Genomic DNA, 25,637 nt, shown 5'->3' with positions numbered 1-25,637 from the left:
ATAGTACGCAACTATAACCTATAAAGCGTTACCCAACCGGTAGCGCTTTTTTTATGTCTGTACCTGTCTGTCTTATCTAAAAGTTATCGTTCAGTATAAACCAAACCTGCTTTTTGCGTATAGTTCTATACCCCTTATCAAATCAAGAAAATATAAAAGAAAGGTATTATGCAAGATAAAGTAGAAGAAAGATCTCTCGTAAACGTACTCAACCGCCTGCGCAATGATGGTTATAAGTGCGATTTTAAAGTATCCGGAGAAGGCAGGCTATGCAACATGGAAAGCCAGGAAGAGTTTGCGCCAGAACAGGTACGCATTGTAGACTTTTACCGCTTCGAAGGTGAAAGCGATCCGGATGACATGTCGATATTGTATGCAATAGAGACCCACAATGGCCATAAAGGCACTATTTCCAACTCCTATGGCCCTTATGCGGACACAAACGTAGACAGCTTCCTGAAACAGGTAGAAGACCTGGGAAAGAACCTCGATAAACGAGATAAATAACAAAGAGCCGGCTGCAAAAGCCGGCTCTTTGGTTTTACAACTATAGTTTATAGTTAGCCGGTTTGTCAGGCATCAGTCCCCGGCAACCTGTTTTCATTTCTTATAGCTACTTTTATAGCTCCCAGCTGGTCGGCTATTTTATCGTCGGGCTTTGTATGGAAGTCGAGCTTGCGCATCGGCAGCGGAATAACAATACCACATGAGTCGAATGCCTTTTTAATGCGGATAATGGCGTCGCTTTTCGCACTCACATAGTCAAACTGCCTGCTGTAGGTTACCCAAAAACGTACTTTAAAATCAATAGAGCTTTCGGCAAATTTATCATACATCACTTCCACGTCGCGGGTTTTTACACGGTTTTTCACTTCCTGCAACGCTTCAATTACAACCTGCTGCACCATTTCCAGGTCTTCGTTATAAGATACACGCACATCCAGGTCGATGCGCCGAATGCCATGGAAGGAGTAATTGGTAACCGGATTCTCAAAAACCATTTTATTTGGCAGCTTTACCAGCTCGCCAGTGACTTTCCGGATATCTACCGTTCTTAAAGAGATGCGCTCAATTACGCCAAAGTAATCGTTGGTTTCGATCATATCGCCTACGCCAAACGGTTTTTGCACGGCTATAATGGTACCGGAAATAAAGTTGGCTGCTATATCCTGAAAGGCAAAACCCAGCGCCAGACCAGCTATACCCACACCAGCCAGCAACGATATTACAATGTTATCCAGCTTAAGCACACTGAGCACCAGCAGGAAACCCACCATTACGATAGACAGGTGCAGCAGGGTAGAGATCAGGTTGTTTAGTGCAGGGCTGTGCGAGAAACGGGCTATTACTTTATCCAGGCCGTTCCGGATAATGCGGGCAACCACAAAGGTAATTACCAGCAGAACCAGCGCCAGAATAAGGTTAGGTAGCATCAGCACCAGGTGATGGCCCCATTGCTCTAGTTTATTGAAAAGCAGCTCAAAAGCTTTATCGATGTCGTTCATAAAGTCTGATTCTGTACCAGGACTAGAAACTAGTATTTATGCCCATACTCTGGTTCCTTCAGTACAGTTGCGGCACATCTCCACTTCTGCCCTGGAGCGCAGCACTGCCTGTCTGAACCGGCTATAGTTTGCACCTTGCCAAACTGCTTTAAAAGCTTCCTCTTTCAGATCACCAAACCTGTACTCAGCATCTTTATCGAAACAGCAGGGTACCACCAGGCCATCCCAGGTTATCACGCAGGAGTGCCACATTTTCCAGCAGTGGTTCAGCAGTTTGTTTTTAATGCTATAGTTGCCGTTGCCGTTGTTTTGGTAGCGGGAGTAGTAATCTATAGTTGGGATGAGCGGTGAGCCGTTTTGGTAATCGTAGATCTGGGCTGTTTTGAATACCACCTCATCTACACCTAGTTCTTTGGCCAGTGCTTTCACATCTTCCAGTTGGTGTTCATTTGGCCGAACCACCAGAAACTGGAACATAATATGTGGCGTTTTCGACTTCAGCTCCTTCTTCCACTTCACCACGTTGCGCGTTCCTTCCAGCACCTTATCCAGTTTGCCGCCAATGCGGTAAGCACTATAGGTTTCCTGGGTAGTGCCATCTATAGAAACTATAAGCCTGTCTAACCCGGATTCCACTGTTTTGCGGGCCGTATCATCATCTAAGTAATGCGCGTTGGTAGATGTAGCCGTGTAAATTCCCTTTTTGCTGGCATAACTCACCATCTCCAGGAACTGCTTGTGCAGGTAAGGCTCTCCCTGAAAGTAAAAGATCAGGTACAGAAGTTTATCATGCAGCTGGTCGATGATGTGGCGGTATAGTTCGGATTGCAGCATGCCGGTAGGGCGGGTAAACGACCGTAAACCGCTTGGGCACTCCGGGCAGCGCAGGTTGCAGGATGTGGTTGGCTCCAGCGAGATACTTACCGGCATTCCCCAATGCACAGCCTTGCCTGTTACGCGCGCATACAAGTAGCTGCTAACCACCTGCACCGCATTAAACGCACGTTTCCACGTCATCTTCGACAAAAAATTCAGTCCGTCTGTGAAGTGTGGTTTCATGTGGTGCGTTTAAGCAGGCTGCAAAAGTTAGGGGCAACCAAAGCCGGCTGCCCCTAAGTTATACGTTATAGCTAAAAAAGCCTAAACTATAGTTTTATCTGCTAATACCTGAAAAGTGCTTTTACATTAGCGCTACCATCTGCTGCTGCTTCGCTAAGGCCATTGTAGCTGCTCACAAACACGCGGCCACCCTGCGCTAGTGTTTTGGTTGCGGCCAGGTTTATCAGGTCGTCATCGCCGCGGTGGTATTCATCGTGTATCACAGCTGTGGCGTTCTTTGCATCGTATCTACCCCAAACTGGCTGCCCCGGAGCAATAAACAGCGTTTCCACACGACCATGCACGGCTTCGGCAGCTACTGTGGCAATGTCTTCAGAGGTAACGCCTGTTCCAGCCACGTTCTCGTAATGCGACAGCGACTCAGTATGCGCTTGCTGCATCAAGGGTTTTACCACTGCCAGCGCTTTCTCGTGTAGTCCATTGCCGTTAGCGGTATCGGCATTTTCATTCACGTTTACATTCTGAGGCACTATATTTTTATACTTGCTATGGTTCCGGAAAATACTGCAGTAATGGTCGACGCCAGCCAATACGAGCGGCACATGCTCGTCGTGCAGGATCTGCTGCAACCCGTTATCTACTTCTATCATAAATTCACGCACGCGCTCATGCTCTTCGTCACCTTTGGTTGCGCCAGCGCCATGCACAATGTTGGAGCCGTTTACTGTAGTAGTTGAGTTTGTAAAATCCTGGTCTTTGCCTTTAACATCAAACTTGAGCGCTTTGGTCATGGTTTCCGGTACAAAAGCAGCTACATCAATCGCCCGGAATTTATCCAGTGTAGCTTCGTAAAAACTGATCTTCTCGCGGTTCAGGCATAGTATAAAGAAGCGGCCATTCTGGCTCAGTAACGGGATAACCGGTGTAAAATAGAACTGATCCAGTACATAAACCACATCCGGCATGGTAATAGGTAATGAATAATGAGCCGAAAATCCTTTTGTAATAAATACAGCAAGTCCTTCGGCTTGGTGTCGCCAGAAGTTGTTGTCTGCTAACAGGTCTTCGGCTGGCTTCACATATTCGTTTATTTCTGCTTCAGGCACATCGTGTCGGGCTAATAAAGCTCTGGCTTCCCTTATCTTGTTTTTAAATAGAATCTGATCATTGCCGTTCAGTGTTTCGTGCCCGGCGCGGTGTGTAGGTATGAATATTGAAATGCACAGCGCATTCTGTGTGTTGTTCTGCACATTGAGCAGTTTCTCAATGTCTTTTTTGTGGATTAATGCCATATGCTTTGCCTTTTAAGTATTTATTAGGTAATCGTTTGTTTTCAAAATCACCTTATTTTTAACGGAGGTGTGATTTTAAAGTACGCAGTAGCTTTGGCAACGGTTATTTTGGGTGATATCTGAGAGGTTTAGAGTTGTTGTCTGGATAAGACTGCAATCCTATAGTTTGCTTTCTCATTTAGAACTATAGTTTGAGAGATCAATCTCAGACTATAGTTAATTCTTTGTCATGTCGAGCGTTAGTCGAGACATCTTATATGTCCTATAGTTGGCTATAGTTGCACCTTGAAACAAGCAGTTTCTTTTATAGTTAGTTCTAATCCTGGGAGCTTTACTAGCTTATAGTTGTCATAGTTGCTTTGGTGCGCTCACGGCCGCGAGGCCTCATCTTCGGGCATCGCGCGGTGTACCTTTCTTTTGCTCGTGCCTCGCAATGGCTGCGCCACCAGAAATCTACAAGGCGCTCAACCCAAAGACTGTGATCTTTCGATAGCTACAACTATAGTTTTGTTTAATAGCTATAGTGCTGTAGCTTTTCCGTAGTTATAGTTCCTTGTGCCAGGCTGCGCCTGCCTGTTCGTGGTTTGTAATTATTGCACTATGGCTCCAACTATAGTAGTAGCAAAGTCCCCCTTCGAAGGGGTAGGGGGATGACAAACTGTAACTATAAAACTATAGCTTCCAACTATAGCAATGGCCAAAAGTCCCCTCTCGGGAGGGGCAGGGGTGGGTTAAAATGTCAACTATAGAACTATAGCTCCAACTATAGCAACAGAAGAAAGCTAACATAAAAACCGCCCGACACCAAAGGCACCGGGCGGTAAAACGGGGTAAGGGTTAGTTGGGATTATTTTGTGCTGGCCTGTCCTTGATTCAGGTAGCGCAGAATATCGTTAGCCGCCTCGCGATCGTTGGGGCGACGGGCTTTTGTTGTTAAAAACCTGCCTTCCTCATCCAGCAGGAAATAAGCCGGCACATCTTTCAGGTCATAACGTTTTACCAGCTCTGCATCCAGTCCTTTTAAATACAGGTGCGTGCCCTGCAGCTGTTTTGTTGTGACTGTCTTGCGCCACTTTTCCTCGTCTTCATCTAGGCTAATATTCACAAACCCTACATTTTTACCCTGCAGCTGTTTGGTAAGTGCCTGCACATGGGGAAGCTCGATCATGCACAAGCCACAGCCAGCCTGCCAGAAGTTCAGGTACACTACTTTGCCCCTGAAATCAGAAAGTGCTACTTCGGAGCCATCTATGCTTTTCAGTTTAAAATCGGGGGCCAGGCTTCCTAAGGCATTTTTGCTGTTTGCTGCCAGGTAGTTTTCCAGATAGGTTATCACTTCCGGGTTTGCACCGCCGGTTTTATAGTTGTTCATCATCTCTTCAGAATAACCGATGTGGCCTTTCTCTATAGACTGTTTCAGGATATGTGCCTGTGCCAATAAGCGTGCTTTGCCTTGCAGTTTCTCGGTAGCCAAACTATAGCTCTTTTTATAGTAAAGCCTATCAGTCTCGGTCAGGCCAGTGGCTTTTGCCAGGTGGGCGGCGTAGTTGCGCAGGAATACCACATAAGCCGGACTTATCGCTAATCCTTTGTTCAGGTCCAACTCGTTTAGGAAACTATAGAAACCTGTTGATGGTGCTACATAGTTTTTACTGGCTCCCACACGCTGGCGTAAAGTTGGGTAGCTCACCTTATCGTTGGCATAACTATAGTCTATCTCCGAAAGGGCAAAGGCTTTAAACTTATCCGAGACCGGGTTCTTGCCTGTATACTTCTCCAGGTTTTTAAGCTGATCTTTTTTGCGGTAGTCCAGAAACTCAGTAAACTCCTTTTCATTCAGCTTGATGTTGTCGGGCAGAACCTGGTAGTCTTCCACTTCATCAAAACGGCGGGTGTATTGTGCCAGGTAATTGTTCTCGTTGGTGCCTTTACCTTCAAACTTTATCGTTTTCAGAAATTTATCGCCGTTAAAGCTCAGGGTTAAACTATAGCCGGGCTCCAGGTAAACCGGCACTACCTCATTTCCATGCACCAACTCAGCCAGCGTCGTTTCAGTTACAGGCACTTCCAGCTTAAAGGTAGTACCAGTAAGTTCTACAGTAGTTTCTTTCTCCTGCGGAATAAGCGGGTTTGGGTACGTGATAACGGTAATATCATCAGAAAGCGGGTTGGTAATTTTGCCGGTAATAATTGTTTTACCTTGCCCAAATGTATCGTTTACCAGCAGCAACGCGACCAGCAGTAACAGTGATTGGATTCGCTTCATAGAAAAGGTCAGAAAATGAAATGTTCAGCTACAGTAGCTCCTTTTTAAGAACTATGTAGCTGAACATCAAATTACTAACTATAAATTCCGGAGCAAACAAATTATTTCAGAAAACCGGCAATGCTCCGTTTTATAGTCCTTCAAGCCTCTTATCCGAAAAGCTCTCCAAAAACATCTTCCAGTTTACTGAAGGCATGCACCTTAATATTGAATTTACTGAAGTCGAGCCCTTTCTTGTTGTATTTGGAGATGTAGATGTCAGTAAAGCCCAGTTTTTCAGCTTCGGAAATGCGGTTTTCCACCCTGTTTACAGCCCGAATCTCGCCACCCAAGCCAACTTCTGCAGCAAAACAGGCTGTACTTGGTATGGCCATATCTTCGAACGACGAAAGGATAGAGGCACACACCGCCAGGTCCAGGGCAGGATCTTCTACTTTCAGGCCACCGGCTATGTTCAGGAACACGTCCTGCGCACCTAATCTATAGCCGCCGCGCTTCTCTAACACAGCCAGCAGCATGTTCAGGCGTTTGCCGTCAAAACCGGTGCTGGTGCGTTGGGGCGTGCCATACGTGGCTGGCGTTACCAGGCTTTGCACTTCAATCAAAAGTGGGCGGTTTCCTTCCAGTGTTGCGCCAATTCCAATGCCACTAAACGCATCTTCACGCTGCGAGATCAGGATCTCCGACGGATTGCTTACTTCGCGCAAACCGGCACCCATCATCTCGTAAATTCCCAGCTCAGAAGTTGAGCCGAAGCGGTTTTTAGTAGTGCGTAAGATACGGTAGGTCATGTGGCGGTCGCCTTCAAACTGCAGCACCGTATCTACCATGTGCTCCAGAATCTTAGGCCCAGCCAGGTTACCTTCTTTTGTAATGTGCCCGATCAGAAAAACCGGCGTGCCGCTTTCCTTTGCAAACTTCAGGAGCTCTGCCGTACACTCACGCACCTGGCTCACGCTGCCTGCACCGGCTTCTATAAACGACGAGTGCAAGGTCTGGATAGAGTCAACTATAAGTACCTGAGGTTGCAGCTGTTCTATTTGCTTAAAGATGTTCTGCGTACCGGTTTCGGTAAGGATAAAGCAGTCTGAAGTAGCAGTTCCAATGCGCTCGGCACGCATTTTTATCTGCTGCTCACTCTCTTCGCCGCTTACGTACAGTACACGCATGCCGCGCAGACTAAGTGCAATCTGCAGCATCAGGGTAGATTTACCAATGCCCGGTTCGCCGCCGATCAGCACCATAGAGCCCGGTACTATGCCGCCACCCAGTACACGGTTCAGTTCCTGGTCTGTGGTGTTAATGCGTTGTTGCTCCTGAAAAGAGATCTCGGCAATAGGCTTAGGTTTGCTTGCTACCTGGGCTGAGCTGCTGCCCACTTTCCAGATGCTGGTAGGGGTGAGTTCTTCGCGTTGTACTACTTCTTCTACGTAAGTGTTCCACTCGCCGCAGGCCGGGCATTTGCCTATCCATTTAGCTGATTGGGCGCCGCAGTTCTGGCAGAAGTAAGATGTTTTTATTTTAGCCATTAATGTTGTTGTTCGTTTTTCCGGATGGTTTATTCCTATCAGTTTAGAACAACTTTAAGGTATAAAACGGTCATTAAAATCGGGGTTTGTGGCACTAAACTTCTGCCGCTACGGGCACTTCCTTAAAGTACACTTTAAAGGTGGTTCCCACATTGTATTCGCTCGATACGGTTATTCTGCCGCCGTTATTTTCGATTATACGTTTTACAATGTAAAGGCCAATGCCTGTACCCTCTACGTGCTTGTGCAGGCGCCTGAACATGCTGAAGAGTTTGTGCAGATGCTCTTTCCTGATTCCCAACCCGTTGTCGGCAATTTCCATTACTACGTAGCCTTTTTCGCGGTAGGTGTTCACTTTAACAACCGGCTGGCGATGTGGTGAGCGGTATTTAATGGCGTTTGAAACCAGGTTGTAGATAATACTGCGCAGGTTTTTGCGGGCATACAGAATGGCATCTACATCAAAGTTAACTTCAAGCTTGGCGTCGGTTTCTTTTAGCATACCACTTATATCCGAGAGCACGTCCTTCAGTACCTGCTCAAACTTAAGCGGCTCCACCTTCGATTGTAGCTCTTTCTGCACCTTCGTAATTTCGGTCAGGTCGGCTATAGTTCCTTTCAGTTTATCGATAGATTGGCTTACTCTGTCCAGCAGCTGCTCGTCTTCTGCATCCAGTTTGCCCTGCACTATATCGCGCAGCAGGGTTATCAGGCCTTCCATGTTCGCAATAGGCGATTTCAGGTCATGCGAGGCAGTGTAAACAAAGTTATCGAGGTCGCTGTTGATGCGGAGCAGTTCATCGTTCTTCTCGCTCAGCTCTTCGTTTGCCGACACAAGTTTGGTGCGGGCTGCTACCAGTTCTGTTACCTCTATGGCAAATATCAGCACTGCTTCAACCTGCCCCCTGCTGTCCAACAGCGGTTGGTATACCGTGTTAAAGTAAGAGGTCTCATCTTTGCGCAAGCCATCAATTTCTATTATAACAGGCACTTCTACGCCAACATATGGCTTGCCTGTAGCAAACACTTCATGCAGCTGGTTAAAGAAGCTTACGCCCTCTGCTTCGGTATGCGCTTCGTAAATAGTTTTGCCTACCAGCGGACGATTACCGTATAGTTTGCGATAAGGGGGGTTGGCCAGCACATACTGGTAGTCGGGCGCACGAACAAGGCCTACCACCGCCGGAACCTCCAGGAAGAGTTTCTGCAGCAGTTCTGCGTTCTGTTTTACCCTGCGGTCGGCTTCCTTAATTTCTGTAATATCAATTATAGAACAGATGTGGCCTAGAAACTCGCCATGCCCTCCAAAACGTGGCGTATTGGTGCCTACCACGCTACGGTATTCGCCATCGCGGCGAAGCAGGCGGTACTCCGTCCTGAATGCTGCTTTGTTAGCCAGTGCCTTCGCATACATTTCTTCAAACATTTCCCGGTCATCGGGGTGTAATGTATGCTCCCAGCCGTGCCTCACAACATCTTCAAACGTGATGCCCGTAAAGTCTGTCCATTGCTTGTTTACATAAGTTACCTGCCGGTCTGCATCTGTTATCCGGATCATTACCGGCGCATTGTCGGCCATAGTTCTGAAGCGGGCTTCGCTTTCAATTATAGTTTGCTGCGCGCGTTTTTCTTCGGTTATATCGCGTACTTCGATAATTGTATAGGTCGGAACTCCACTTTCTATAATCGGGCGAGCTGCTACGGTTACATCGAAGAAAGTACCGTCTTTGCGGATGAACATATCTTCATAGGCACGCATATCATTGTTGGTTGGCAAGGCCCTGTCAATCGGGCATTCATCGATTGGAAATGGGCTGCCATCCGGTCTTGTATGATGGATCATATGATGCAGCGGCTTGCTGCTGATCTCTTCAAAAGTAAAGCCTGTCATTTCTTCGGCAGCAGGATTCATAAACGTACAATAACCGTTTGCATCCATTATAAACAGTGCGGCTGTGGCGTTGTCAGTAATGGTTTGCTTCAGGCGGTTAGAACGCCTCGTGCTCGATAAAGACCAGATAATAAAGAACATCAGGAAGCTGATGATGCTACCGCCTAACAGTATAAAATAGGGAAGGCCGGCATCTGAGGTCTGCGCGAAAGCAGGCTTGGCTGTGCTGTGTATGCGCCAGGTATGGTTGGCAACAGTAATGGTATTGGTTTTACTTAGTTCGCGGCTTTTGTTGTTCAGATGCATTACCGAATCTGTACTGTACAGCAGCGATTCTTCTGTCATGTCGGCGCCATCGTATAGTTCAATGTCAATGTCGTCGTAATCATTGCCCAGGACGGCTTCCACGAAGTCTTTCGCCCTGAATGGACTATACACAAAGCCCTTTATAAGCCGCTGTCGTTCCTTTATCGATTCGGGGTCGGCGTTATCCTGGTAAACAGGAAGGTAAATCAGAAACCCGGACTGCAGGTCATAGCCCGTTTCCTGCACCAGCCGCACCTTACCAGACAAGGCTGGTTGCTTGGTGTCGCGCGCAATCCGCATAGCCGACTGCCGTATCGGCTCACTGAACATGTCGTATCCGAATGCCCGCAGATTGCGGTCTGTAAATGGTTCCAGGTAAACTATAGCACTATAGATAGGCCGCTCGCCTTCCGGGGTAATTTTGTAATCTTTAAACCCCTCCGCTCGGATCTGCTTTAAGTGGCTCTCCATTTCGGCTGGCCTTACAAAATGCGTATAGCCTAAGCCCTGTATACCTGGGTAGTTTGCTTCAAGGTTCAGGGTTTCATAGTACTTCCGCCATGCTTTCCGTTCTACCGTATCTGAGGCAACAAACATAGCCTTTGCGCCTATCAGCACCTGTATATAATCATTCAGCCGGAGCTTAATGTCGTTTGCTGCCTGATTGGCCCTTAACTCAAATAATTTACTGGTGCGTTCTGCGGCCTTGTTACGGGTTTCGGAATACAGGAATAAGGTTACCAGAAAAATCAGCAGGAAAGAGGAGACAGCTATTAAATGATCCTGAAGAAAAGAAGCAATTTTAGCAGGTCTCATAGTTGTAGAGAGTATAAAGGCAGGTTAAAATAAGGGCAGATAGAAGCTAGAATTATAGTACGCTAACCGGCAGAATGTAGCCAAATATACAAAAAACCCATTGCACATCAAGCAAAGGGCTGCACTTTTACACAAGCTTTATATTGTAATATTTAAATAACAAACGTAGCCTGTTGATAATGAAAATTTCACATCTATTATAGTTAAGCAGGCCGTTGAGCGTAAACCAATTTCACAACTATAAGTGCCCTTTTAATGATATAAGGGTATATTTTAAGAAATCAGGCTTAGGCAATTCTGCTACCTAACTACATGCAACAAAAGGCAGCATTTTAAGAAGATTTCCACTGCTGGCTGACTGCTTCTTACCTGATATCAGGATTTAAATTCCGGAAATTGAACATACCCTGTTACCTTTGCAGAAAATTACTGATTATGCTTGATATCTTACGAACCCTGTTGATCAGCTTTGTTGCTGTGCTTGTGCTGCTGCCTGTTGTTCGTTACGCCATCAGACGCCTGTTAATGGGCCACCTGCAACACGTACTAACCCCTGAAGAAGCTAAGTATATGCAGAAGCAGGAATGGAAACTGATCTGGTTGTACTTTATTTTCGCCTGTGTACTAACTGTTTTCAGCGCTGGCATACTGGCCATGATATCCAGTATTATCCACTCAGCTGGCAGTAATTTCCTGCACTTGCTCACGCCTAACTTTGATGCCCTGATTGCGCCGGGCCTGCTACTGGGCTTTACCCTTGCGCTTGTACCCCTGCGCTTATCGCAACGGGCTATACTTAACCACGACTATGACCTGTACAAAGATTACCTGGCGCAGGCAGAAGGCCATCATTCCTTGCGCTTCTGGCGGGTGGCATTCCTGGTAATGCTGGTGTTGGCTGGTACCCTGTCGGCGTTTGCCCTGAAGTGGCAGGTAACTATTTCTGAAAACCATATAACTGTAACCGAACCATTTACTGAAGAGCACAAATACCAGTTCTCAGATATTAGCCGCATCGAGTACCTGGGTAATGAAGGAGAATACATTATCACCTTCAACGACAATGCTCATATCAATACTACCTACCTCAAACCCGTAAAACTCGAGTTGATTGCATTTCTTTCGGAGAAGTCAGGGAAGAAAGTGATTAGATAACAGGATTATAGTTTTAATCTGTTGTATAGAGCTATAGGTAAAGGGTCTTTGTCCTGTAGTTTTTCTTCCTGTCATCCTGAGCATTATCCTGAGCATTCTTGAGACGAGGGTCGAAGAGAGCCAGCGTAGCTGTGAAGGATCTTATATGCCCTTTAGCTAACTTCTATTGTCATTTCGAACGAAGTGAGAAATCTATATCAGCTTATAGCTAACTATAGTTGCTACTGGATACAAGAGTTTCTTTCATAGCTACCTTTTATCCTGGGAGCTCTACTGGCCTACCGTTGTATAGTTGCTTTGGTGCGCTCACGGCCGCGGGGCCTCGTCTTCGGGCATCGCGCGGTGTACATTTCTTTTGTTCGTTCCTCACAATGCCTAACGGCACCAGAAATCTACAAGGCGCTCAACCCAAAGACTGAAATCTTTCGATAGCTACCACTATAGTTTGTTGAGTAGCTATAGTTGCATCGCCTTTTCATGGTTGTAGCTCCAAAGGGACAGGTAAACCTGCCCTGTTCGTGGTCTGGAACTATAAGACCATAATTTAAACTATAGGAACGGGAGGAAAGTCCCCCTTTGAAGGGGGGAGGGGGATGACTAACCCTAACTGTAGGACGATAGCCGCAACTATAGCAATAGCCGAAACTGTCCCCTTGAGGGGACTACAGGGGTGTTCATTCAGCAACTATAGAACTTTAGCCTCAACTACTGCCATGGCGGAAATTCCCCGCCTTAGACAAGGAGGAGGTAGGGGTGGTTGGACTAACGCCAACTATAGAACTATAACCCAAACTATAACATCAAAGCTCCTGTTCTGGATGTAAGTGCACCCGATAAAAGGAGCGATTTGGGCTGGGGAAATCCCCGTTCAGACAAAATCGCTACTACTGATCATTCTCCATTTTAACATTCTGAAAGCATCCCTGTTGGTGATAATAGGAGTTCCACTTCTCTCATTCAATCTATAGTTTGCAGGACACACCGTTTACTATTATTGCCGTATGCCGAAACTATGTGCCTGTAACTTCTGAAGTAATTCGTAACTCTGAAAAGTTTTGTAATTTGCCACAGTTAAACTGATCCTTTAAACCAAACATAAATCGATATGCAAGTTCGCGTAGAGAAAGACACGATGGGCCCGATTGAGGTGCCTGCAGACAAATACTGGGGCGCACAAACGCAGCGCTCGAAAGAAAACTTTACCATTGGCGGCCAACTGATGCCGAAAGAAGTGATCGAAGCTTTTGCTATCCTTAAAAAATCGGCCGCACAGGCTAACGCACAGCTTGGTGTTCTGGCTCAGGACAAAGCAGACATTATCTCTCAGGTTTGCGACGAGATTCTGGAAGGCAAACTGGCTGACGAATTCCCGCTGGTAGTTTGGCAGACAGGATCAGGTACACAGTCGAACATGAACGTGAATGAGGTGGTAGCTAACCGTGCACACGTATTGCTGGGCGGCGACCTGATGGATGAGAAAAAGAAGATCCACCCGAACGACGACGTAAACAAGTCACAGTCTTCGAACGATACCTTCCCGACAGCGATGCACATTGCCGCTTACAAAAAAGTGGTAGAGCACACGCTGCCGTTGGTACAGAAACTACGCGACACACTGCACAGCAAAGCCGAAGCTTACATGGATGTGGTGAAGATCGGCCGTACGCACCTGATGGATGCTACGCCACTTACGCTGGGCCAGGAGCTTTCGGGTTACGTAGCGCAGCTGGACTATGGCATGAAAGCGCTTCGCAACACCTTGCCACACCTGAGCACACTGGCGCTTGGTGGCTCTGCAGTTGGTACAGGCCTTAACACGCCAGCCGGTTACGATGTATTGGTTGCCGAGAAGATCTCTCAATATGCCGGTCATGAGTTCATCACGGCCCCAAACAAATTCGAGGCGCTTGCTGCACATGATGCTATAGTTGAAACTTCCGGCGCGCTGAAGCAACTGGCTGTTTCTTTAATGAAGATTGCTAACGATATTCGTTTACTGGCTTCTGGTCCACGTTCTGGTATTGCTGAGATCCTGATTCCAGAGAATGAGCCAGGTTCGTCTATCATGCCAGGTAAGGTTAACCCAACACAGGCTGAGGCTATGACAATGGTTTGCGCGCAGGTTATCGGTAACGACGTGGCTATCTCGGTTGGAGGCATGAACGGCCATTTCGAGCTGAACGTGTTTAAGCCGGTGATGATCTTTAACCTGCTGATGAGCGCCCAGCTGATCGGCGACGCCTGCGACTCGTTCGACAAGCATTGCGCAATTGGTATCGAGCCAAACACAGCCCGCATTAAAGAGAACCTGGAGAACTCGCTGATGCTGGTAACGGCCCTTAACCCGCACATCGGTTACGACAACGCAGCCAAGATCGCGAAGAAAGCCCACAAAGAAGGCACAACCCTTCGCCAGGCAGCTATCTCCCTTGGTCTGCTAACCAACGAGCAGTACGACGAGTGGGTACGCCCAGAGGACATGATCGGCAGCTTGAAAAAGTAAGAACTGTAGTTTACAGATAAAGGAAAAGCAGCTCCGTTTGGGGCTGCTTTTTTGTTTTGTTCTTGAACAGAGTTATACATATTACTTTACGTATATTTAGTGATTGATTTGATAAGGCGTGGAAAATATATACGAGATTTTATTAACAATCCTACTCTCAGCTGGTGGGGTAGGTGCTATTATACTATCTTTCTCAAGATATATAGCTCAAATTTTTATTAAGAGATATGAGGAAGAGCTTAAAGCTAAATTTCAGAATGAAATAAATCATTACCAATCTCAGTTAGAGATAATTAAACAAACTTCACTAAAGTATAATGATAAGCAATTTGAACATTATAGTCTGTTATGGGCTAGTTTGTATGACCTCAAAGTTCTCGCTGATTCATTATGGAGTATAGCAAATTCAGTTAACCTTGAAAAGTTTTCTAAACAGTTAAGTATTACTCGTACAGAGATTGAAAGATCTTCCCTCTTTATTGAAGATTCACATTATGATGAGCTCATTAATATAATTCATTCATTTTCAGAGTATCAAATTGGAAAATCAAGCTTAATAAAATATAGATCGAACCAGAGTTTTGATGAATTTCAAGTAGGACAAATGATAGATCAAAATGCTAACCATAAAAGCAATTATGAGATTCTAATTCGAACAATAAAAGCTGATTTAAAAAGACAAATGGGGGGTAATTAAACGAGTTATATAAAGAGTAAGCCTAAAACGAAATGAAATATCTTAGAGGAACTATATTATTAATTTGTCTTATCTTGTTTTCTTGTACAGATACTTCCAAATTAAAAGAGCAGGAAGAACAAATTGCAGACCTAAAGGCTCAATTAGAAGCTGCTAATACGAATGATAAGTCTAAAAACATTATAGATCAAACTAGCACAAAATATACTTTAGCTGTTATACAATATAAAACCGGTCCTTACACCTCCATGTCATCATCCGGTGAAACAGGTTTTCTAGATGGTGTAAACAAGTATGTTTATTTATCTGAAATAGAAGAAATTGAAGATCGATATCTAACTGATATCTTTGAACACAAAACTTTAGATAAACTTGAGATCAGCTTGAGAAATGAGTATGAATATATACATTCCGTTACTTCTCGAAAGTTTTATAAGTTTAATACTTATGTAGAAGCGAGTAAATTCAGACGAACTTTAGTTGATTAATTCTTACTGAATAGATATTAATCCCAATAGTGCGTGCTTGTGACTCTTAATTCATTCTCTAAACGTCAAACTATAGTTAGCTCCACCGGAAACCCACCTTCCATCGTATATTCCATATTTAACCTACTCCGCTAGTGCGAGCTTGTAGCTCGTACTTAATTTATACTATGAAAGTAAGACACGAGCTGCAAGCTCGCACTAGCAAGAGGCCAGCAAGACAAATACTTTTCATAGCTGCACAACACTATCTCCAAACATCCAACTATAGTTAGCTCCACCACCAATCCACCTTCCATCGTATAATTCATACATCTCTGCTTCCCTTCATCACCCCAGGTTTTTTAAGCTTTTATATTGTTCTTCTGAAAAGCAGATAAAAGGAGCCTGCCATACTTACCGAGTTCTACATCAAACTATAAGCTACTATGAAAACATTCGACCAGAAATCTATCATTATCACGGGTGCTGCCATGGGCCTGGGGCTGGCGGCAGCGAAAGAGTTGGCAAGCCAGGGGGCTAACCTTACCTTGATGGATTTCAACGAAGCCCAACTCTCTGATGCAGCCGATAACTTAACTAGAGAGTTCTCTTCAGCAAAGATCATTACAGTGGTGGGCGACGCCTCCAATGAAGACGATGTGAAACGCTATGCTTCGGAAACAGAGAAAGCATTTGGCCGCATAGACGGCCTGTATAACAACGCCGGGATAGAGGGCAAGCAGGCACCCATGATCGAGTACGACATCAAGATGTTTAAAAAGGTGATCGACATTAACCTGATGGGTGTGTATTACGGCATGCGCTATGTAATTCCGGTTATGCAGAAGCAGAAGTACGGGCGTATTGTAAATGTGGCATCGGTGGGCGGCATTCGGGGCGTACTGAACCAGGTAGCCTATGTGGCCAGCAAACACGCCGTTTCCGGCATGACAAAAAACGCTGCTCTCGAGTATGGCAAGGACGGCATCATAACCAACGCCATTGCCCCGGGAGCCATCCTGACGCCCATGGTGGCCGAAGCCTTCAGAGAAGTTAATCCTGATGACCCCAAAGCTGCAGAAGCCGAATACGCCAAACGAAACCCAACCAGGCGTTTAGGCTTACCTGAAGAAGTGGCCAAGGTAGTGGCTTTTCTGCTAAGCGAAGCGGCCTCTTATGTTAATGGACAAACTATAGCTATAGATGGGGGTGAGTCGAATATGTATGGAAACCCTTAGCACTAAGAACAGAATTGCTTTCTCATACGGTCATCGCTTCGGGAGCATCCAACATCGGCTTGAAGAAAAAAATGTCGGATAGCGGACTTGGGAAACTATATCCGGATTATTTATAACAAAGAAGCAGCTCCGTTTGTGGCTGCTTCTTTGTTATTCATCTAATTTTAAGCCAATATGCTAAGATAACTATGCAGCAAGTACACTATCTGATTAAATTTGCACGCGAAAAGCCTTTCTTGTAACAAACATCTTATAAGAATTGTAACTAACAAACACTAACGAACACTTATGGAAGTAACCGCCTCATTCTGGATTGGCTTTAACGTATTTGTACTTCTCATGCTTGCGCTCGACCTGGGCGTATTTAACCGGAAGGCGCATGTTGTATCAGTAAAAGAAGCACTGACCTGGTCAGCTGTCTGGATAAGTCTTGCCCTGGTTTTTAATGCCTTAGTGTATTACTGGTTCGGCGAGGCCAAAGCAATTGAGTTCCTGACCGGTTACCTTATCGAGAAATCGCTGAGCATAGATAATATATTCGTGTTTGTGCTTGTTTTCGGCTATTTCCAGGTGCCTGCCATCTACCAGCACAAGATCCTGTTCTGGGGTATTCTTGGGGCATTGGTCATGAGGATAATCTTTATCTTCGCCGGTGTTGCCCTGATCGAGAAATTCCACTGGACCATTTACATTTTCGGCGCTTTCCTGATCTATACCGGTTACAAAATGTTTACAGAGAAGGGGACCACGATCGATCCGGAAAACAACCCGGTTATGAAGTTTGCCAGAAGAATAATGCCTGTTACAAATGAGTTGCATGGGGATAAGTTCTTTGTGAAAGTAGATGGCAAAAAGTATGCTACGCCGCTGTTTCTGGTGCTTATCCTGATCGAAACTACCGACCTGATCTTTGCCGTTGACAGCATTCCGGCAATACTTGCCATTACACAAGACCAGTTCATCGTCTATACTTCAAACGTATTTGCCATCCTAGGTTTGCGTTCGTTGTATTTTGCCCTCGCCCACGTAGTAGACCGCTTTGTTTACCTATCGTACGGACTGGCCATTATACTGGTATTTGTAGGCTCTAAAATGCTATTGGTTGATATCTTCAAGATTCCTACGTTTATATCGCTACTGGTAATTGCGATGGTCCTGATCTTCAGTATTGTCCTGTCTTTTGTGAAAACCAGAAGAGACAATAGAATGAACAATCAGGGGCAATAAGTCTTTCAGAATTTTTAGTGATAGCGCAACTATAGTTTATCTGAAACTATAGTTTGTAGTTAGCAGAACCAAACTCCTTATAAACAAGAGAAGCTACTGGTGAAGTAGCTTCTCTTGTTTATAGGCTATAGTTAAACTATAAGCCTTACTGCGTTTTCGAAGTTTCTTTAAGCGCTTCTGCTACGGTCTCTTTCATAGGTGTGGTCGGGTGACCAATAAGGGTAGAAAGCTGGCGGCTATCGTCATACAGATCGCCTTTAGATGCGGAGATATCCCAACCGGCAATGGCCTGCGCCAGCCCTTCAGGCAAACCGAAACCAGCGAGAGCAGCAGCATAATCGGCCTCAGGCAGATTTTTGTAAGGGATGTCTTTGCCTGTCTGTCTTGAAATTTCTGCAGCCAGATCGTTTAGCGTGTAAGCTTCATCGCCGGCCAGCTCATACACTTTGCCTCTGTGGCCTTCACCTGTCAGAACCGCAACCGCCGCGTCAGCATAATCGGCACGGGCTGCCGAAGAGATTTTACCATCCCCTGCACTGCCAATAAAAGCACCACCGGCAAGAGCACCCTGAATAGAGCCGGTATAGTTTTCGGTGTACCAGCCGTTACGCAAAAATGTAAATTGTATACCCGATGCTCTCAGCATTGCTTCCGTTTCGCGGTGTTCGGCAGCGAGGCTCAGCGACGACGTATCAGCATGAAGCAGACTGGTATACACGATCCATTCTACGCCGGCTTCTTTTGCTGCCTCTATCACGTTTTTGTGCTGGGCCGCACGTTGTCCCACTTCGCTGGATGAGATAAGGAGCAGAATGTTTATCCCCTCTAAAGCACGGTTAAGCGTTTCCGGTTTCGTATAGTCCGCTTCGCGCACCGTTACGCCCAGGTCAGCACCCTTTTGTTGCGAGCGGGCAAGCGCCACAATGTTAGCTTCTGATGTTCGCTCTTTGAGCTTGCTGATTACAAGGCGGCCAAGCTGCCCTGTAGCTCCGGTAATTCCAAATTTCATATGATTTTATCCTTTCCGTTTTAGTATCTTCGGTAGTAATTTATACAACTAATAAGAACTGAGAAGGTTATCAGATGTGAGGTAGTATCTCAATAGTATCGCTGATACCTAAAGGATTAAGGGCAATTTCATACATTCGTGAGGCAGAGGGGTTGAATATAGTTTTAATTCTACACGCTTATACATAATACACCGTATGCTTCAAACTATAGTTTTCGAAACCCGCTGGTTTGGGAGATCCTTTAGCAAGGGCAGCTGGCTGTATGTTGTCCCGTACAAAAAAATAGCGCTCCTCTTCCTGCTGATAATCCACATCGGTAGCTTAAATGCTGCACCCGGGCCCACTGCACCCTCCGGCAGTGCTGTCGCAATAGATAGGCTACCCATCTCTTTTAAAAGCGGGCAATACACCCTGCAGGGCAAACTACTGGTGCCAAAGCATATAGCACAGACTACAGCCAAAATACCGGCTATTGTGTTCTGTGTTGGCTCGGGTGCCGGCTCTACGACCTCCAGCTACGCAAGCTTTGTAGATTCTTTGTTTACAAATCAATTACCGATGGATAGCGTTGCCATTCTGTATTTTGATAAAAGAGGCATAGGCGCATCAGAAGGGAAATGGCACACAGCCGATTTCGAGAGCAGGGCTGCCGATGCAAAAGCTGCTGCTGATTACCTGCAGTCGCTTCCCTTTATAGACAAGAACCGGATAGCGATAGCAGGGCATAGCCAGGGAGGCTGGATAACCCAGATCTGCGTTTCGAAATATCCGGAAACATTTGTCGGAGGCATCTCGCTGGCAGGGCCAACATTTAACGTATGGGAGCAGGTACGAAACGACTACACCAGCACCCTGATGTGCAAAGAGCAGCTAACCGAAGAAGCAGCACGACAAAAGGCGACCAAGAAAACAAAGGTAACTTTTCTTGTGGCGACAGCTTTACCTGTTAAGCCCCAATGGAAACAGCTTAAAGTTATCGGGAAGTTTGAGCCGGGTAAGTATCTTTCTAACATACAAAGGTCATTGCTGCTCATATTCGGCGAAAACGATGCGCTGGTATCTCCTAAATACAGCTTGGCGGAGCTGCAAAAGCTTTACCCAGGCGGCATACCTGCAAACATCCAGACCGCAACTATAGCAGGTGCCAATCATTCATTTAAACTCACAGATCTTTGTCATGAGGGATCAACCAAAGGAATACCTTATGCGGCTGCGACTAAAAACCAGATCAGAGATTGGGTAAGAATAAACCTTCTGAAATAGGCATAAAAAGCAAGATCTTGTATTTCTATAGTTTAACGCTATGCATGAACCTCTAACCGATAAAGCTTACCTGCTGGAGAAGTTTCCCGGCAAAGGCGGCTGGACCTATGCAGCTATACCTGAAATTGCTCCGGACAAACATACCCATTTTGGTTGGGTTAGGGTAAAAGGAACTATAGACGGTTACGAAATAAAAGGCTTCCACCTAATGCCGATGGGCAATGGCAAGCTTTTTCTGCCGGTAAAATCCGAGATCCGGAAAAAGATAAAGAAGCAGGCAGGCGATTGGGTGCAGGTAATACTTTACTCCGACAACACCCCGCAGGAAGTACCTGAAGAGCTGCTGCTTTGCCTGAGAGATGAACCCGCAGCTTATGAGAAGTTTCAGAACTGCACCGATGGCGAACAGAAAGCCATAACTGACTGGATCTATAGTTCCAAAACCGACGAAACCAAGGTAGAGCGCATTGTGCAAACTATAGACAAGCTGCTAAATAACCGGAAGCTGCACGAAAAGTAATCCATCTTATCCCTGAACCACCAGGCAGCGCAGGCAGTATGTAACTATTGATTTTAGCTTAACTCAGGCTGAGAGCATTAGCATACAAACAATTATCTATGGACAAACTTAAAGGAAAAGTAGCGCTGATTACAGGCGCAGATTCGGGTATTGGCAAAGCCACCGCCATTGAATACGCCAGAGAAGGAGCTGATGTGGTTATCTGTTATCATTCTGACAAAGCAGGCGCTGAAGGAACACTTAAAGAAGTGGAGAAGCACAACAGCAAAGGCGTAATATTACAGGTAGATATCAGTGATGAGCAAAAGGTAGAACAGCTGTTTGGGCAGGCACTGAAGCAGTTTAAAACGATCGATATACTGGTGAACAATGCCGCCGTAAATGGCTCAGGCATTAACGTGGCCGATATGAGCACAGAAGTTTTCGACAAGACTATCCGTACCAATCTGTATGGTACCTTCTTTTGTTCCAGGGCTTTTATAAAGCACCGCAAACAGCAGGGTGGCAAAGGCAAGATCATCAACGTATCGTCGGTGCACGAAGAGATTGTTGCTGCCGGCACAGCAGATTATTGCGCTTCTAAGGCGGCAGTTCGTAACCTTGCCCGCACAATGGCCCTGGAATTAGCTGAAGATGGCATTAACGTAAACAATATCTGCCCGGGCATGATTTTAACGCCCATGAACCAGGAAGCCATAGACAATAAGAAAGTGCGTGAAAAAGCTGAACAGAACATCCCAATGAAAAGGGCTGGTAAACCGGAAGAGATTGCCAGGGTGGCGGTTTTCCTGGCTTCTGCTGATGCAGATTATGTTACCGGATCAAGTTACTTTATGGATGGTGGCCTGTCGCAGAACGTGGGGCAGGGTGCATAGGTATACTATAAGTTGGTGCCGGATAAAACGGCCAATATGTCATCTAAAACTTTAAGGTGCGTTATTTGTTTTAGTACAACTTTAGCAAAATATTTAACTCATGAAAATCGCAAAAGATCCATCAGAATATAACAAGCTTACCCCTGAAGAGGAGCGTATTATAGTTCACAAGGGCACGGAATACCCGGGCACAGGCGAGTATGAGCATAATAAAGCAGAAGGTGTTTACTTATGTCGCCGCTGCAATGCCCCGCTTTATACTTCGGAATACAAATTTGAGTCGCATTGCGGCTGGCCTAGTTTCGACGATGAGATAACGGGCGCTGTAAAACGCATACCGGATGCCGACGGCCGACGTACCGAAATTGTATGTGCTAACTGCGGCGGACACCTGGGCCACGTGTTCGAAGGCGAATACCTGACACCAAAGAATATCCGCCATTGCGTAAACTCGCTTTCTATGAAGTTTGTGCCTGTAGAGGAGCTGGAGAAGGGAAATTAAATACACCATGTTCAGGCACAGGGACAAAGTAGAGGAGAACCGGCGGGAAAACGGCAATTATACCTGCTCCAACTGCGGCCTGGTGCTATTCAGCGCAAACTATAAATTTGATGTCGGTTCTGGTTTCCCGAGCTTCTGGGCACAGGTAGGGGAGAACGTGCAGCATAACCCGCTTAACACGTACGGGCGTGAGCGAATACAGCTTTTGTGCAGCCAGTGCAGGCAGCATCTGGGCCATCTGTTTGATGATGCCCGTACACCAACCAATGTGCGCTACTGCATAAATGCCGGGGCGCTGAATTATAAACTATAGCTTACTTAAGAAGACAGATAAATGGAAACAGCAACGTTCGGGAATGGATGCTTCTGGTGTACAGAGGCAGTTTTTCAACAACTGAAAGGTGTGGATAAAGTGGAGTCGGGCTATGCAGGCGGCCATGTGGAAAACCCTACTTACGAGCAGGTATGCAGCGCTACAACCGGCCACGCAGAGGTGTTACAGATAACTTACGACCCGAAGCAAATAAGCTACGAGGAGCTGCTGCGCGTGTTTTGGGAAACCCATGACCCCACTACACTAAACCGCCAGGGCAACGACGTTGGCCCGCAGTACCGCTCCGTTATTTTCTACCACAACGAAGAGCAAAAGCAGCTGGCCGAAAACTATAAACTGGCTTTAGATCAGTCCGGTGCTTTCGATGATCCTATCGTTACAGCTATCGAGCCTTTAACCAATTATTACCCCGCCGAAAAGTATCACCAGGACTATTTCCTGAGAAACGGCAGCCAACCATATTGCGCTTTTGTAGTCCGCCCAAAAGTGGAGAAGTTCCGGAAAGTGTTTAAAGACAAGCTAAAGCCGGAGTATAGTTAATTTGGTTGTTGGTGTTTAGAGGTGTAGATTGAGAATCTATAGTTGATCGGAAAAATTAATTCATAATTCAGCATTCATAATTCACCTTTGGACAGCTATTTCAAGAAACGCTACAACAGCTTTAAATTTGCCTTGCAGGGTATAAACTCGGCGGTGCGTTCTGAGCCACACATGCGCCTGCACGTGTTGTCGGCTATTGGCGTTATTGTTGCAGGCTTCCTGTTTCAGGTTACAAAGCTGGAGTGGTGCCTGCTAGCAGGTAGCATCGGTATGGTTATTACAGCCGAGATCTTCAATACTTCTATCGAAACACTGACAAACCTGGTATCGCCGGAACGGCACCCGCTGGCTGGCAAAACCAAAGACCTGGCAGCAGCGGCAGTTTTGGTAGCGGCCATCACGGCGGCTATAGTTGGGCTTATCATTTTTGTGCCTTATGTGCTTGCCCTTCTCTGATCATGCTTATTTTATCTCCCGGCAGCTAATTGCTATAGTTCAGCAGTACCTCTCTATTCAGAATTAAAATAGTTACCTTTGCAGCCGCTTCGAAAAAAACGGACATGTATACAACGCTGACCCGCATCTTAACTATAGTTTTGCTCTGCCTGGCTGCATCGTGCAAACCAGCCAATACGCCAGAAAAAGCAACAACTCCGCAGGCTCCCTGGTTATCAGATCTTATTCAGCAACTGAAGCAGGATGCACCCGCAAATCCGCCTGCTAAAATCTACCGTTATAGCTATAACAACCAGGAAGTGTATTACCTGACCAGCCGCTGCTGCGATATACCCAGCAAATTATTTGATGCGCAGGGAAACCAGCTATGTGAGCCGGATGGTGGCATAACGGGCAGGGGAGATGGCCGCTGCACCGACTTTTTTGAGAAGCGCCAGCACGAGACTTTAATTTGGGAAGATAAACGAGAAAGATAATTAGAAATGACAGGAAACGACGTACTCAAGAATCTATCGGAATATAACATCTGGGCCAACCAGACCATGCTGGATGTGTTCAGCAGCCTGCCGAGCGTACCAAACAATGCTGCCCGCTTAATGAGCCATGCCCTTAACGCACAGGCCATCTGGATTGCCCGTATTACTGGCACACAAAGCCCGGTAAAAGTGTGGCAGGAGCATAACCTAGAGCAGTTAAAGGAGCTGCACAAATCAGCATCTTACAAAATTGCCGAACTGGTAGCTAACGCCGACGAAGCAGAATTTAACCGCCTGATACACTATACCAACAGCCAGGGCAACGAGTACAGCACCCGCGTACTGGATATTTTAACACATGCGTTTAACCACGCTACTTACCACCGCGCACAGGTTGCCACCGACCTGCGCAAAAATGGCTTCACACCACCTAACACCGATTACGTAACCTACGTGCGCGAGCTGATGGGCCAGGTGTTTTAGGTAGTTAGAATTTTTGACAAACGACGGCTTGATAAAGGATAAATAGCTCAACCCACCCCTAACCCCTCCGAGGAGGGGAATTTTTTCTCAAGTTATAGTTTGGCTATAGTTTATTAGTTCCTGTAGAAGTCAACTATAAAACTATAGTTTGAATAAAACGCCAAGCTGTAATTCCCCTCCTCGGAGGGGTTAGGGGTGGGTTCAATTATAAGAAGCTTACCCCTATACACAAATAAAAAGGAGCTCCAGAAAGAGCTCCTTTTTACATGGAGGGGTTCACAATTTAATTCTTTTATTAACTATAGTTTTTCCTGATGCTTACTCAGGCAGCTCGATAGTCCCAAGGTCTTTGATGGCATTCTGCGATACCGTTACGTTATCAACCTGTTTGTCGTGGGCGCCACCTTCAGTATAGAACTTAACAGTATAGGTGCCTGCGGGTACGCCTTTAATCAGGAAATCGCCGTTGTCATTTGCGAAGCCGCCCAGCGTATCGTTCTGTGCAGAAATCACATAGATGCCCGGCTTATACTCGGCAGGTGTTACCGTACCCTTTATACCACCAGCCACGGCCTGCGAAATCACACGGATAACCGGCTTCAGGTTATAGCCGCCATTGCCTTTTGGCACTACTGATCGGGCTGCATCAAAATCCAGCAGCATCACATAAGTTACATCAGCTTCCAGGTTTGCATTTACTTGTAGTTTTACACCGGATGTTTGTCCGCTTGGCGTTTTCAGGTTAACTATATTTCCGTTTTTAAGCTTTACAGTATTTTCGTCGCCCAGAATAAGCCTGATCTGTGAAATTCTGCCGGCAGGTAGTTCTGCGCTGGCCAACAGGGTGTCTCTTCCGTTTGCAAAGTCCAGCAGGTTGTAAATACCCGGATTGATTTCATCCAGCGTTACCCATCCATCTTCGCCACCATTTGCCTCTCTGTGTACCTGCACCGATTCAATCTCTACATTCACTTCTTCATAGTCGCCGGGAGCATCGGTCATGCGTACCTGTAGTTTTGAAGTTCCTGCACCATTGCTTTCGTTATCGCTTTCGCAGGCACTGAACCAAACAAGACCGCCTAACAGGAAGGGGATGATAAGTTTTCTTTTCATAAGTATTGTATTTAAATGTTTAGGCTCAAATATCTGCGACCAACATGAAGACAACATGAAGGATTGATTCTGCGCTGATTTTTATAGTTTGAGCCCTGTACTTTTGTTGTCGTA

The 25,637-nt window shown here is 46.0% G+C and carries 25 protein-coding genes; 16 read left to right on the top strand and 9 right to left on the bottom strand.

The features are described 5' to 3' along the window. Window positions 1-168 precede the first annotated feature (168 nt). The gene (locus GXP69_RS01740) at window positions 169-507 is read left to right on the top strand and encodes a hypothetical protein (RefSeq protein ID WP_163911563.1); all 339 of its coding nucleotides are present in this window, start codon (window positions 169-171) and stop codon (window positions 505-507) included. A 65-nt stretch (window positions 508-572) separates the two neighbouring features. Here GXP69_RS01740 and GXP69_RS01735 read toward each other — a convergent pair whose 3' ends face one another. The 6 genes from GXP69_RS01735 to GXP69_RS01710 form a co-directional block, all read right to left on the bottom strand. After that, a complete protein-coding gene (locus GXP69_RS01735) occupies window positions 573-1,505 on the bottom strand; it encodes a mechanosensitive ion channel family protein (protein ID WP_163911560.1) in 933 nt (310 codons plus the stop codon). 36 nt (window positions 1,506-1,541) lie between these two features. Next, window positions 1,542-2,564 carry an SPASM domain-containing protein gene (locus GXP69_RS01730; RefSeq protein WP_163911556.1) on the bottom strand — a complete coding sequence of 341 codons (1,023 nt, stop codon included), beginning with the start codon at window positions 2,562-2,564 and terminating at the stop codon, window positions 1,542-1,544. Between the two features lie 101 nt (window positions 2,565-2,665). After that, complete coding sequence (locus GXP69_RS01725; RefSeq protein WP_163911554.1) at window positions 2,666-3,856, bottom strand: baeRF7 domain-containing protein; 1,191 nt, start codon at window positions 3,854-3,856, stop codon at window positions 2,666-2,668. An 847-nt stretch (window positions 3,857-4,703) separates the two neighbouring features. Then, complete coding sequence (locus GXP69_RS01720) at window positions 4,704-6,122, bottom strand: TlpA disulfide reductase family protein (protein ID WP_163911552.1); 1,419 nt, start codon at window positions 6,120-6,122, stop codon at window positions 4,704-4,706. A 149-nt stretch (window positions 6,123-6,271) separates the two neighbouring features. Continuing rightward, window positions 6,272-7,651, bottom strand: coding sequence for a DNA repair protein RadA (radA, locus tag GXP69_RS01715; protein ID WP_163911549.1), 1,380 nt, complete (start codon window positions 7,649-7,651; stop codon window positions 6,272-6,274). 94 nt (window positions 7,652-7,745) lie between these two features. Further along, complete coding sequence (locus GXP69_RS01710) at window positions 7,746-10,664, bottom strand: CHASE domain-containing protein (protein WP_163911546.1); 2,919 nt, start codon at window positions 10,662-10,664, stop codon at window positions 7,746-7,748. Window positions 10,665-11,099: 435 nt separating this feature from the next. On the opposite strand from GXP69_RS01710, the gene GXP69_RS01705 reads away from it, so the two are divergent. The 6 genes from GXP69_RS01705 to GXP69_RS01680 all read left to right on the top strand — a co-directional run bounded on the left by GXP69_RS01705 (window position 11,100) and on the right by GXP69_RS01680 (window position 17,951). Beyond that, window positions 11,100-11,819 carry a hypothetical protein gene (locus GXP69_RS01705; RefSeq protein WP_163911543.1) on the top strand — a complete coding sequence of 240 codons (720 nt, stop codon included), beginning with the start codon at window positions 11,100-11,102 and terminating at the stop codon, window positions 11,817-11,819. A gap of 1,105 nt (window positions 11,820-12,924) precedes the next feature. Beyond that, window positions 12,925-14,322 (top strand): class II fumarate hydratase, encoded by a 1,398-nt coding sequence (gene fumC / locus GXP69_RS01700; protein WP_163911540.1) that lies wholly within the window; start codon window positions 12,925-12,927, stop codon window positions 14,320-14,322. A 118-nt stretch (window positions 14,323-14,440) separates the two neighbouring features. Next, window positions 14,441-15,019, top strand: a complete 579-nt coding sequence (locus tag GXP69_RS01695; protein ID WP_163911537.1) for a hypothetical protein — start codon at window positions 14,441-14,443, stop codon at window positions 15,017-15,019. Between the two features lie 32 nt (window positions 15,020-15,051). After that, a complete protein-coding gene (locus GXP69_RS01690; RefSeq protein ID WP_163911533.1) occupies window positions 15,052-15,507 on the top strand; it encodes a hypothetical protein in 456 nt (151 codons plus the stop codon). Window positions 15,508-15,932: 425 nt separating this feature from the next. Further along, window positions 15,933-16,724, top strand: a complete 792-nt coding sequence (locus GXP69_RS01685) for a glucose 1-dehydrogenase (protein WP_163911531.1) — start codon at window positions 15,933-15,935, stop codon at window positions 16,722-16,724. 288 nt (window positions 16,725-17,012) lie between these two features. After that, complete coding sequence (locus GXP69_RS01680) at window positions 17,013-17,951, top strand: TerC family protein (protein ID WP_163911528.1); 939 nt, start codon at window positions 17,013-17,015, stop codon at window positions 17,949-17,951. Window positions 17,952-18,096: 145 nt separating this feature from the next. Here GXP69_RS01680 and GXP69_RS01675 read toward each other — a convergent pair whose 3' ends face one another. Together GXP69_RS01675 and GXP69_RS19265 are read right to left on the bottom strand one after the other, a co-directional pair. Continuing rightward, on the bottom strand, window positions 18,097-18,960 hold the full coding sequence (locus GXP69_RS01675) for an SDR family oxidoreductase (RefSeq protein WP_163911526.1): 864 nt from the start codon (window positions 18,958-18,960) through the stop codon (window positions 18,097-18,099). A 178-nt stretch (window positions 18,961-19,138) separates the two neighbouring features. Further along, window positions 19,139-19,273, bottom strand: coding sequence for a hypothetical protein (locus GXP69_RS19265; RefSeq protein WP_317164562.1), 135 nt, complete (start codon window positions 19,271-19,273; stop codon window positions 19,139-19,141). On the opposite strand from GXP69_RS19265, the gene GXP69_RS01670 reads away from it, so the two are divergent. The 9 genes from GXP69_RS01670 (at window position 19,220) to GXP69_RS01630 (ending at window position 24,410) form a co-directional block, all read left to right on the top strand. Then, window positions 19,220-20,224 (top strand): alpha/beta hydrolase family protein, encoded by a 1,005-nt coding sequence (locus GXP69_RS01670; protein ID WP_317164560.1) that lies wholly within the window; start codon window positions 19,220-19,222, stop codon window positions 20,222-20,224. The genes GXP69_RS19265 and GXP69_RS01670 overlap by 54 nt on opposite strands. Before the next feature lie 40 nt (window positions 20,225-20,264). Then, the gene (locus GXP69_RS01665; RefSeq protein WP_163911521.1) at window positions 20,265-20,744 is read left to right on the top strand and encodes a YdeI/OmpD-associated family protein; all 480 of its coding nucleotides are present in this window, start codon (window positions 20,265-20,267) and stop codon (window positions 20,742-20,744) included. A 98-nt stretch (window positions 20,745-20,842) separates the two neighbouring features. Further along, the gene (locus tag GXP69_RS01660) at window positions 20,843-21,619 is read left to right on the top strand and encodes an SDR family NAD(P)-dependent oxidoreductase (RefSeq protein WP_163911517.1); all 777 of its coding nucleotides are present in this window, start codon (window positions 20,843-20,845) and stop codon (window positions 21,617-21,619) included. Window positions 21,620-21,719: 100 nt separating this feature from the next. Next, window positions 21,720-22,121 (top strand): methionine-R-sulfoxide reductase, encoded by a 402-nt coding sequence (locus GXP69_RS01655; RefSeq protein ID WP_163911514.1) that lies wholly within the window; start codon window positions 21,720-21,722, stop codon window positions 22,119-22,121. Between the two features lie 7 nt (window positions 22,122-22,128). Further along, window positions 22,129-22,434, top strand: a complete 306-nt coding sequence (locus tag GXP69_RS01650) for a peptide-methionine (R)-S-oxide reductase (RefSeq protein WP_163911511.1) — start codon at window positions 22,129-22,131, stop codon at window positions 22,432-22,434. A 21-nt stretch (window positions 22,435-22,455) separates the two neighbouring features. Then, a complete protein-coding gene (gene msrA, locus GXP69_RS01645; RefSeq protein ID WP_163911508.1) occupies window positions 22,456-22,995 on the top strand; it encodes a peptide-methionine (S)-S-oxide reductase MsrA in 540 nt (179 codons plus the stop codon). A gap of 87 nt (window positions 22,996-23,082) precedes the next feature. Next, complete coding sequence (locus tag GXP69_RS01640; protein ID WP_163911505.1) at window positions 23,083-23,451, top strand: diacylglycerol kinase family protein; 369 nt, start codon at window positions 23,083-23,085, stop codon at window positions 23,449-23,451. 104 nt (window positions 23,452-23,555) lie between these two features. After that, entirely contained in the window at window positions 23,556-23,927 is a 372-nt protein-coding gene (locus tag GXP69_RS01635; RefSeq protein WP_163911502.1) for a DUF6970 domain-containing protein, read from the top strand. A 6-nt stretch (window positions 23,928-23,933) separates the two neighbouring features. After that, the gene (locus tag GXP69_RS01630) at window positions 23,934-24,410 is read left to right on the top strand and encodes a DinB family protein (RefSeq protein ID WP_163911500.1); all 477 of its coding nucleotides are present in this window, start codon (window positions 23,934-23,936) and stop codon (window positions 24,408-24,410) included. A gap of 318 nt (window positions 24,411-24,728) precedes the next feature. Here the strand turns inward: GXP69_RS01630 and GXP69_RS01625 are convergent, their stop codons facing one another. Then, entirely contained in the window at window positions 24,729-25,523 is a 795-nt protein-coding gene (locus GXP69_RS01625) for a DUF4382 domain-containing protein (protein WP_163911497.1), read from the bottom strand. Between the last annotated feature and the right edge of the window lie 114 nt (window positions 25,524-25,637).

This window comes from Pontibacter burrus (assembly GCF_010686685.1).
GTDB lineage: Bacteria > Bacteroidota > Bacteroidia > Cytophagales > Hymenobacteraceae > Pontibacter > Pontibacter burrus.
This window is presented reverse-complemented; position numbering and strand designations above follow the sequence as displayed.

What these genes read in the sequence shown, in the direction of transcription:
- GXP69_RS01685 (WP_163911531.1), top strand. Translation starts at nt 15,933, where the DNA reads ATGAAAACATTCGACCAGAAATCTATCATTATCACGGGTGCTGCCATG.
- GXP69_RS01730 (WP_163911556.1), bottom strand. Translation starts at nt 2,564, where the DNA reads ATGAAACCACACTTCACAGACGGACTGAATTTTTTGTCGAAGATGACG.
- GXP69_RS01625 (WP_163911497.1), bottom strand. Translation starts at nt 25,523, where the DNA reads ATGAAAAGAAAACTTATCATCCCCTTCCTGTTAGGCGGTCTTGTTTGG.
- GXP69_RS01630 (WP_163911500.1), top strand. Translation starts at nt 23,934, where the DNA reads ATGACAGGAAACGACGTACTCAAGAATCTATCGGAATATAACATCTGG.
- GXP69_RS01680 (WP_163911528.1), top strand. Translation starts at nt 17,013, where the DNA reads ATGGAAGTAACCGCCTCATTCTGGATTGGCTTTAACGTATTTGTACTT.
- GXP69_RS01710 (WP_163911546.1), bottom strand. Translation starts at nt 10,664, where the DNA reads ATGAGACCTGCTAAAATTGCTTCTTTTCTTCAGGATCATTTAATAGCT.
- GXP69_RS01665 (WP_163911521.1), top strand. Translation starts at nt 20,265, where the DNA reads ATGCATGAACCTCTAACCGATAAAGCTTACCTGCTGGAGAAGTTTCCC.
- GXP69_RS01635 (WP_163911502.1), top strand. Translation starts at nt 23,556, where the DNA reads ATGTATACAACGCTGACCCGCATCTTAACTATAGTTTTGCTCTGCCTG.
- radA (WP_163911549.1), bottom strand. Translation starts at nt 7,651, where the DNA reads ATGGCTAAAATAAAAACATCTTACTTCTGCCAGAACTGCGGCGCCCAA.
- GXP69_RS01720 (WP_163911552.1), bottom strand. Translation starts at nt 6,122, where the DNA reads ATGAAGCGAATCCAATCACTGTTACTGCTGGTCGCGTTGCTGCTGGTA.
- fumC (WP_163911540.1), top strand. Translation starts at nt 12,925, where the DNA reads ATGCAAGTTCGCGTAGAGAAAGACACGATGGGCCCGATTGAGGTGCCT.
- GXP69_RS01660 (WP_163911517.1), top strand. Translation starts at nt 20,843, where the DNA reads ATGGACAAACTTAAAGGAAAAGTAGCGCTGATTACAGGCGCAGATTCG.
- GXP69_RS01675 (WP_163911526.1), bottom strand. Translation starts at nt 18,960, where the DNA reads ATGAAATTTGGAATTACCGGAGCTACAGGGCAGCTTGGCCGCCTTGTA.
- msrA (WP_163911508.1), top strand. Translation starts at nt 22,456, where the DNA reads ATGGAAACAGCAACGTTCGGGAATGGATGCTTCTGGTGTACAGAGGCA.
- GXP69_RS01655 (WP_163911514.1), top strand. Translation starts at nt 21,720, where the DNA reads ATGAAAATCGCAAAAGATCCATCAGAATATAACAAGCTTACCCCTGAA.
- GXP69_RS01735 (WP_163911560.1), bottom strand. Translation starts at nt 1,505, where the DNA reads ATGAACGACATCGATAAAGCTTTTGAGCTGCTTTTCAATAAACTAGAG.
- GXP69_RS01705 (WP_163911543.1), top strand. Translation starts at nt 11,100, where the DNA reads ATGCTTGATATCTTACGAACCCTGTTGATCAGCTTTGTTGCTGTGCTT.
- GXP69_RS01725 (WP_163911554.1), bottom strand. Translation starts at nt 3,856, where the DNA reads ATGGCATTAATCCACAAAAAAGACATTGAGAAACTGCTCAATGTGCAG.
- GXP69_RS01650 (WP_163911511.1), top strand. Translation starts at nt 22,129, where the DNA reads ATGTTCAGGCACAGGGACAAAGTAGAGGAGAACCGGCGGGAAAACGGC.
- GXP69_RS01740 (WP_163911563.1), top strand. Translation starts at nt 169, where the DNA reads ATGCAAGATAAAGTAGAAGAAAGATCTCTCGTAAACGTACTCAACCGC.
- GXP69_RS01690 (WP_163911533.1), top strand. Translation starts at nt 15,052, where the DNA reads ATGAAATATCTTAGAGGAACTATATTATTAATTTGTCTTATCTTGTTT.